At 62.5% G+C, this 7,982-nt stretch carries 7 protein-coding genes and 1 pseudogene; 1 reads left to right on the top strand and 7 read right to left on the bottom strand.

What is annotated here, in order from left to right:
- Nucleotides 1-111: 111 nt before the first annotated feature.
- Nucleotides 112-1,107 (bottom strand): succinylglutamate desuccinylase/aspartoacylase family protein, encoded by a 996-nt coding sequence (locus tag HX815_RS27720; protein WP_177029240.1) that lies wholly within the window; start codon nucleotides 1,105-1,107, stop codon nucleotides 112-114.
- 74 nt (nucleotides 1,108-1,181) lie between these two features.
- Here HX815_RS27720 and HX815_RS31785 point away from each other — a divergent pair.
- A pseudogene (locus HX815_RS31785) lies at nucleotides 1,182-1,694 on the top strand (TetR family transcriptional regulator C-terminal domain-containing protein); the annotation flags it as partial.
- On the opposite strand, the gene HX815_RS27715 reads toward HX815_RS31785, so the two are convergent.
- The 6 genes from HX815_RS27715 to HX815_RS27690 form a co-directional block, all read right to left on the bottom strand.
- Nucleotides 1,650-2,648 (bottom strand): DMT family transporter, encoded by a 999-nt coding sequence (locus tag HX815_RS27715; protein WP_008433732.1) that lies wholly within the window; start codon nucleotides 2,646-2,648, stop codon nucleotides 1,650-1,652. The pseudogene HX815_RS31785 and the gene HX815_RS27715 overlap by 45 nt on opposite strands.
- Complete coding sequence (locus HX815_RS27710; RefSeq protein ID WP_003217050.1) at nucleotides 2,645-3,343, bottom strand: ABC transporter permease; 699 nt, start codon at nucleotides 3,341-3,343, stop codon at nucleotides 2,645-2,647. Before HX815_RS27710 ends, HX815_RS27715 begins: the two co-directional genes overlap by 4 nt.
- A gap of 7 nt (nucleotides 3,344-3,350) precedes the next feature.
- Nucleotides 3,351-4,055: an ABC transporter permease gene (locus tag HX815_RS27705; protein WP_134326647.1), complete on the bottom strand. Its 705-nt coding sequence runs from the start codon at nucleotides 4,053-4,055 to the stop codon at nucleotides 3,351-3,353.
- 147 nt (nucleotides 4,056-4,202) lie between these two features.
- Nucleotides 4,203-5,039, bottom strand: coding sequence for a transporter substrate-binding domain-containing protein (locus HX815_RS27700; protein WP_177029239.1), 837 nt, complete (start codon nucleotides 5,037-5,039; stop codon nucleotides 4,203-4,205).
- A 25-nt stretch (nucleotides 5,040-5,064) separates the two neighbouring features.
- On the bottom strand, nucleotides 5,065-7,059 hold the full coding sequence (locus tag HX815_RS31840; RefSeq protein WP_177029238.1) for an aminotransferase class I/II-fold pyridoxal phosphate-dependent enzyme: 1,995 nt from the start codon (nucleotides 7,057-7,059) through the stop codon (nucleotides 5,065-5,067).
- Nucleotides 7,060-7,162: 103 nt separating this feature from the next.
- Nucleotides 7,163-7,954, bottom strand: a complete 792-nt coding sequence (locus tag HX815_RS27690) for a CDP-diacylglycerol diphosphatase (RefSeq protein WP_177029237.1) — start codon at nucleotides 7,952-7,954, stop codon at nucleotides 7,163-7,165.
- Nucleotides 7,955-7,982 lie beyond the last annotated feature (28 nt).

Genomic DNA, 7,982 nt, shown 5'->3' with positions numbered 1-7,982 from the left:
CGAGTGGTGGGGCAAGAGCGTTTTGCTTACTTTTGCGCTCTTCAAAAGTGAGCCGCTGTAAGAGCGGAACCAATACCAGCCATAACCGAAGAAACGGATATGTACTCCCGCCTAAGGATCCAACACCCCCCCGCTGTACCCCTCAGACAACCGCGTCCCGGTAAACTTGGCCACCACCGAACCCTGTGAAACCAGCCGCTCCCGATGCCCCGTCACCATCCGCCCGGTTTGCGCCGCATGCAGTACAACCTCAGAAGCCGGATCCCCAGGCCGCCGAATAATCCGCGCAAACCGCTCACCCTCTTCCACCTGTTCACCCAAACCTTTCTCAAACACCAACACCCCGGCACACGGCGCCAGGATGGTCTCCATGCAGCCCATATCCACCACCTGCCCGTGCCATTGCGCAATCACCGGCGCCTCATCAATCACCCCACTGGCACAAAGCCAAGCCCAGATCCCATCACCATCCTGCCCGGCCAGGGCATCACTCACATCCGCCTGCCCACGCAATTCAATCGTCGCCGCCAACCGCGGCTGCCCATGATCAATGATGGTCTCCTCAAACGACCCATCACCACCCTCGTCCCAGACAATCACCACATCCACCTGCAACGCCGCCGCAAGCGCCCGGCCCGCGGGCCAAAAGCTGCGGTGGATGTAGAGATATGGCAGGGCTTCATCATCGGTGTGCAGGTCCAGCACCAGGTCAGCATCGGCGGCCAGTTGCACCAGGCTTTTCTGCCATTGCGCCAGGTTGCTGGCTGGCCGCTCCATGGCCAATGAATGATCAAACGCCCGGTTGAAATTCTGCCCGGTGGCTTCGTGAAACCGCCCCAACAACCGCCCCTGGCGAAACTGGCCAATGCCAAACGGGTTGGCCTGGGGCACCACCGTCACCGTGCCCTTGAGCCGGCCCTGATCCTGGCAGGCCTGCAAACGCGGCAGCAGTTGATGCAACACCAGCATCCCGGCGATTTCATCGGCATGCACACCGGCCTGCAGGTGCACCCGAGGGCCGTCGCCGTCACCCTCGAAGCGCCAGGCGCCAATGTGCAGGGTGTTCCCGGAATCCCCGGGGACTTGCCACGAAAGGTCTTTTGCCATGCCGTTGCCCTCCTCTTGTTGGTTCTGCAGGTATATATTGAACACACGTTCAACCATGTATCTTCACCGAGGGTGTGCCTGTGGCCGAAGACCGTCGCGACCTGTTGATTGCCGCCACCCTCACCAGCCTCGCCCGTGACGGGCATGCCGGCATTTCCGTGCGGCGCATCGCCGCTGAAGCCGGGGTTTCGGTGGGGTTGCTCAATCACCATTTCGGCAGCATCGATGCACTGATCGCCGAGACCTACCACAAACTCGCCAGCGAACTGACCACCGCCCTGTGGCAGGAAGTCGACCAGGCCGTGGGCCCTGCCGCGCGGCTCGATGCATTCCTCGCCGGCTCGTTTTCCTCGCGGGTCATGGACCCGAAACTGTTGGGCGTCTGGGTGGTGTTCTGGAGCCTGATCCGCCACTCGAACCACGTGAACGACTCCCATGAAAAAAGCTACCGCGCCTACCTCGACCTGATCCGCCAGTTGCTCGACGACCTGGCCGAGAGCGAAGGCTTCGTGATCCACGACACGCGCCTGGCCGCCATCGGCTTATCGGCGATGCTCGACGGACTCTGGCTCGAGTGGTGCCTCAACCCCGGCACCTTCAGCCCCGCCAACGGGCTGCACATCTGCCGTTGCTGGATACAGGGGCTGCGTCACGGAGCATTCGGCGCCGACCACATCCTGTGACACGGGGTGCCGGGCGCTGAGCATGGCCAGGGTGCCGCTGATGGCGATCAGCACGGCGCCGAAAATCAGCGACACGTCCATCACCGTGCCCCAGACCAGGCTCGACAGCAGGAACGCCCAGATCAAACCGGTGTATTCAAACGGCGCCAGCAGCGTCGCCGTGGCCCGGCGGAAGCTCGCAAACAGCAGGAACTGGCCAATCCCGCCCACCAGCCCCGCGCCGAGCATGCCCAGCCATGCCGGGGTCGGCGATGGCGTGTGGGTCCAGGGCAGCGTCAGCGCCATGCAGATCACAAACACCACATTGGTGATCAGCATCTGCTCCAGCACCGAGGTGTTGTCGTCCACCTGGCGCAACTGGATATAGGTAAACGCCCAGCACAGTGCTGCCGCCAATGTCAGGGCGATTGGCAATGGGTCGAGCATGTTGCTGGGGCGACAGGCGATCACCACGCCGACAAAGCCGATGATCAGCGAAATCCACTGGCCGCGACTGGCGCGCTCCTTGAGGATCAATGCCGCGAGCAACGTGACCATGATCGGTGCGGAAAAATACAGCGTGGTCATTTCCGCCAGGGTCAGGTCTCTGGCGGCGGTGTAGTACAGCAGCCAGGCCAGCAGCGACAGCAGGCCGCGGATGATCAACAGCTTGCGGCTGACCGAGTGCCAGGCACGCTTGAGCAAACCCATTCGCCCGGCGATCACGCACGCGGCGACCACCACCAGGCTGCGCCAGAACAGGATGGTGAACACTGAATAGTCGGCCACCAGCCATTTGATCCCGGCGTCCTGCAGCGCCAGGAACGCATAGGCCAGCGAGCACAGGGCAATCCCTTGCAACGAGCGATCGGTTTTCATCCGGCAGACCTGCGCAACGGTGTGCCGCGTCGCTCGGCAATCGCGTACAGGGCTTCAATCAAAAAGGTCAGGCACAGGTAGACCCCGGCCACCAGCAGCAGCGGCTGGTAGATCTGCAAGGTCTGGGCGCGTACCACGTTGGCGGCGCCAAGCAGGTCGACCACGGCAATGGTCGAGGCCAGCGCCGTGGACTTGAGCAGCATCACCGTCTCCCCCGCCAGGGTCGGCAGCAGCAGGCGCATGGCCCGTGGCAGGCGCACCCGCAACAGTGCCTGGCGTGGCGTCATGCCGAACGCCGAGGCGGCTTCCATTTCACCCTTGGGCACGGCCAGCAGCCCGCCGCGAATCACTTCACCGACGTACGCGCCCACCGACAACACCAGGGCGAACACGATGTACCAGTAACCGTCCCGCAGGAACGGCCAGAGGAAACTCCCGCGAATCATCGGGAACTGGGCAAACAGGCTGCCCAGGCCGTAATAGAAGATGTAGATCTGGATCAGCAGCGGCGTGCCCCGCAGCACACTGGTGTAGCCCAGTGCGCAACGGGCCAGCCACTTGCGCCGGGACAGCCGCGCCAGCGCTACCAGCACCGCCAGGGCGAAGCCGAGCACTGCCGAGATCACCAGCAGCGACAGCGTCGTCTGCAAGCCCTTGGCGATCAGTCCTGCGTAATAACTTATCCACTCAGGCATGTGCGGCTCACTCGACAACCGGCATCCAGCGACGAATACGTCGCTCCAGGCGCCCGGACAGGTAGTTGGAGGCCAGTGTCACCAGGTAATACAAGGCGGCGGCCGTGAGGTAGAACAACAGGTAATGCCGGGTCGAGCCCGCCGCCTGTTTGGCGGTGTACAGCAGCTCGTTGGTGCCCACTACGCTGATCAGCGCGCTGTCCTTGATCAGATTGATCCACAGGTTGGACATCCCCGCCAGGGCGTATGGCGCCATGATCGGCAGGGTCACCCGACGGAACAGGCCAAAGCCGCTCAAGCCAAACGCCCGCGCCGCTTCGATCTGGCCATGGGGAATCGCGAGGATCGCCGCGCGGAAAATCTCCGAGGCGTACGCGCCTTGCACCAGCCCCAGTACCAGGACCGCTACCAGCGGGCCGCTGATGTTGAACTGCGCAAACCCCAGCCACAGCATCAATGCGTTGAGGCCCATCGAGCCTGCGTAATACAGCAGCAGGATCAGCAGCAACTCGGGCACCGCGCGAAACACCGTGGTGTAGCCGCGCATCAGCATGGCTATCGGGCGCGGTGCACTGAGCTTGGCGCAGGCCACCACCAGGCCGATCAGCAGCCCCACCGCAAACGAGCCGGCGGAGATCTGCAGGGTCATCCAAAGCCCTTTGAGCAGTGCATTGCCCCAGCCTTGTTCGCTGAAGTTGAGTAGATCGAACATCGCTGCTCCCTATTTCGATGACACGCAGTGACCCTGTGGCGAGGGAGCTTGCTCCAGCTGGACTGCGCAGCAGGCCCATTTTTTGGGGGCGCTTCGGACCCCAGCGGGAGCAAGCTCCCTCGCCACAAGCACTCCCTTTCTACCGGGTTAGTTTGTGTAGGGGCTGTCGCAGACTTTGCTCACATAGGCAGGCGTGTCGGCGCGTTTGCACGGGCTGACCGATACCCCAAACACGCTCTGGGACAGGTCGGCGTAGTCCTTGCTCACCAGCAACTCACCGATGGCCTTGTCGAGCCGGGCCTTGAGTTCGGTGTCTTCCTTGCGCAGGCCAGCCCCCACGCCGCGGCCGATGATCGGGTCGTAAGGCACTTCGGCGATTTCGGCCAGGCCCTGGGCCTCAGGGGTCTTGACCATCATGGCGATGGCGACGCCGTCGGCCATCATCAGGTCGGTGCGCCCGGCAATCAGGTCGGCGTTGGCCGATTCCTGGGTGTCGTAGTACTTCAGGTCAGCAATGTTCTCGTAGTACTTCTTCAGGTAGTTGGCGCTGACGGTGGAGATCTGCACGCCGATGATCTTGCCCTTCAACCCCGCCGGCGTGACCTCGACGGTGGTGCCCTTGGGGCCGGCAATGCCCAGCAGCGAGTCGTAGTAGGCGCGGCTGAAAGCGATCTGTTTTTCGCGCTCTTCGGTGACCGACATCGAGGAGAAAATCACGTCGATTTTCTTCGCCAGCAGTGACGGAATAATCCCGTCCCAGGCCACTTCCTTGATCTGGCACTCAGCCTTCATCAAGCCGCAGAGCTTATGGATCAGGTCGACTTCAAAGCCCGTCCACTCACCATTGCCGCCCTTCACCGTGAACGGTGGGTAGGGTTCTGCCGCCACCGCGAACACAATGGGTTTCTCCGCCGCCAACGCAGTACCTGCCGCCAGCATCAACACAGCACTGCTCAACCACTTTGCCAATCGTTTGGATTTCATGATCTTGCCCCGTCTTTTTTTGGAGTTAGCGAGTTTGATGCGCGTTGACGAACTGCCGGCAACGTTCACTGCGTGGGTCGATAAACACCGAGTCCGGCGAGCCGGTTTCCTCGATCAGGCCTTGATGCAAAAACGCGACTTTGGATGACACATCCCGGGCGAACGCCATTTCATGGGTCACCAGGATCATGGTGCGGCCTTCTTCGGCCAGGGAGCGAATCACCCGCAGGACTTCGCCCACCAGCTCCGGGTCGAGGGCCGAGGTGGGTTCGTCGAACAGCATGACTTTGGGGCGCATGGCCAGGGCTCGGGCGATGGCCACCCGCTGCTGCTGGCCGCCGGAGAGGAACGCCGGGTATTCATTGCGCTTGGCGGCCAGGCCAACCCGGTCGAGCAAGGCTTCGGCGCGCTCGACGGCTTCGGCCCGGCTTTCGCGCAGCACCTGGATCGGCGCTTCGATCAGGTTCTCCAGCACAGTGCGATGGGGCCACAAGTTGAAGTTCTGGAACACCATGCCGAGTGTCGAGCGAATCCGCACCAGTTGCCTGGCGTCGGCCACCAGCGGTGCGCCGGGCCGGCCGTAGTTGAGCTTGATGCTTTCACCGTCGACGTGGATGCTGCCCTGGTCCGGCACTTCGAGCATGTTGATGCAGCGCAGCAAGGTACTTTTGCCCGAGCCGCTGGCGCCGATCAGCGAGATCACCTCGCCTTCGTGGGCGGTCAGGGAGATGCCCTTGAGCACCTCGATATTGCCAAAGCGTTTATGCAGGTCGAGCACCTCAATCATCTTCTTCGCAGCCACCGGCTGTACGCTGATGATTTTCGCCGCAGGCTCGATTCGCGGTTCTCCGGCGAGCTTGGCGACGAAGCGGCTGATACGTTCACAGGCTTCGGCCAGTCGCGCTTCACCCAGGGTAAACGACAGCCGCACAAACCCCTGGGCCGGCTCGCCGAAGGCCGCGGCATCCAGCACGGAAACCCCTGCTTCGCGGAACAGCCGCCAGGCGAAATCCAGGGAGCCGAGGCCGGTGTCCCGCACATCCACCAACACGAACATGCCTGCCTGCGGGGCCCGCACGTGAATGCCCGGGCAACCGCCGAGACCTGCTACCACCAGGTCGCGGCGGCGGCGGTAGGTTTCGCGCATGCCCTGGGTGACTTCATCGTGGGCCAGCACGGCGGCGGTCGCGGCTTCCATCACGAACCCCGGCAAGCCGTAGAGCATGCTCAATACCAGGGTTTCCGCGTGGGCCACCATCGCAGGCGCGGCGACGATCCAGCCGATGCGCCAGCCGGTCATGGCATGGGACTTGGACAGGCTGCCGATCACGATGCAGCGATCGGCCATGCCCGGCAACGCGGCCAGGCTATGGTATTCGCCATCGAACACCAGGCTTTCGTAGACCTCGTCCACCACTACCCACAGTTCATGCTCGATCGCCAGGTCGGCGATCACCTGCAATTCCTGAGGGTTGAGGACAACGCCGGTGGGATTGTTGGGGTTGGAGAAAAAGATCGCCCGGGTGCGAGGCGTAATGGCGGCAGCCAGCAGTGCCGGGTCGAGGCGAAAGCCCGAGTCGGCGGAACACGGCACCCGCACCAGCGTTGCGCCGCTGGCCTTGAGGGTCGCTTCGTAGGTGACGTACATCGGGTCGAGCACGATCACTTCATCACCGGCCTGCAACAGGCACAGCGAGGTGACGAACAAGGCGTTCTGCGCACCGGCCACGGTGATGACGTTTTCAGCGTTGAGCGGGCGAGCCAGGGACTGGCTGTAGCGCGCGGCGATGGCATCGCGCAGTGCCGGGCGGCCGGGGATTTCGGTGTAGTGGGTGTCGCCCTGGCGCAGGGCCTCGACGGCGGCGTCGGTGATGAACGAGGGTGTGGCGAAATCCGGATCGCCCACACTCAGGATGATGATGTCTTCGCCTTTGCTGCTGGCCTGGAAGGCGGCGTGGTGGATGTCCCAGGCGGCTACGCCCTGCCCTGCAATTCGCTCGACAAAAGGTGAAAACCGCATGCCAGTGCCTCTCGTTCAATCAGAAAAAGCGCAAGCCCGCCTGTTACCAGGCAGGGGGTGCAGCCAACATAATTGAAACTGAACACTCGTTCAACGGCAAACTTCACCGGATGTCGTTAACAGCTAAAATAGGTCGTTGTGGTGGTTTGCTCATCAGGTTGCATTGGCGGTCCTGCAGTTCTTCGGCGGAGGCCAGGTTCCATTCCTTGAGCGTCAACCGCGTGGTCAACAGTACGAAGTTGCCGTTCGCCGCCGGTGCCAACAGCAAGCTGTAACTGGCCATGGCATCGCCCTGGGCCTGCACGTAGTCATTCAGGATGGCCAATGGGTCGCGCAGGTCGAATTCCACCGCCGACAACGTACGGGCACTGTAGGTATGCCCCTGCAGTTTTACCGGCAGGGTTTGCCAGTGCTCGTCGAGGGTTGCCGCGCGTTCGTTGAGGGTGTTGAAAATGTCGGGGCGCAGGCAGGCGATATGAATGTGCAACTGGTTTTGCGTGCGGCCATACCGCGAGTTGATCGCCAGGGATACATAACGGTCGGCAATCGGCGTTTGCAGGCCGGCCGAGAGTACATCGTGGTGTTTCCACGCCTGGGCAAAGTAATGCGGCAACAAGTCCCGGGCCAGCGCGACGTCTTCGATTCCGGTGACTTTATCGGTGGGGATCAGTAAGTCCTGGTACGGGCCGTTGATGTCCTTGAGCAGCGCGAACCCCTTGTCCGGATCAACCTCGAGGCAGGGGCGCGGATTCTGGTGCTGGTTCTGGTCGGGCACGCATTGACGGCTGACGATCTGCCACAGCACATCGGGATTGCCGCGCCATTTCCAGGCGGCTGCCACCGCCACCACACACAGCAAACCACCCATGATCTTGAACAAGGGACCGCGCTTCATGCCAAAAACCTCAACGCCAAAGGAATGT

The sequence above is a fragment of the Pseudomonas sp. E6002 genome, assembly GCF_013385565.1.
Lineage (GTDB): Bacteria > Pseudomonadota > Gammaproteobacteria > Pseudomonadales > Pseudomonadaceae > Aquipseudomonas.
The sequence above is the reverse complement of the archived record's forward strand: the minus strand, read 5'-3'. Positions and strand labels throughout refer to the sequence as shown.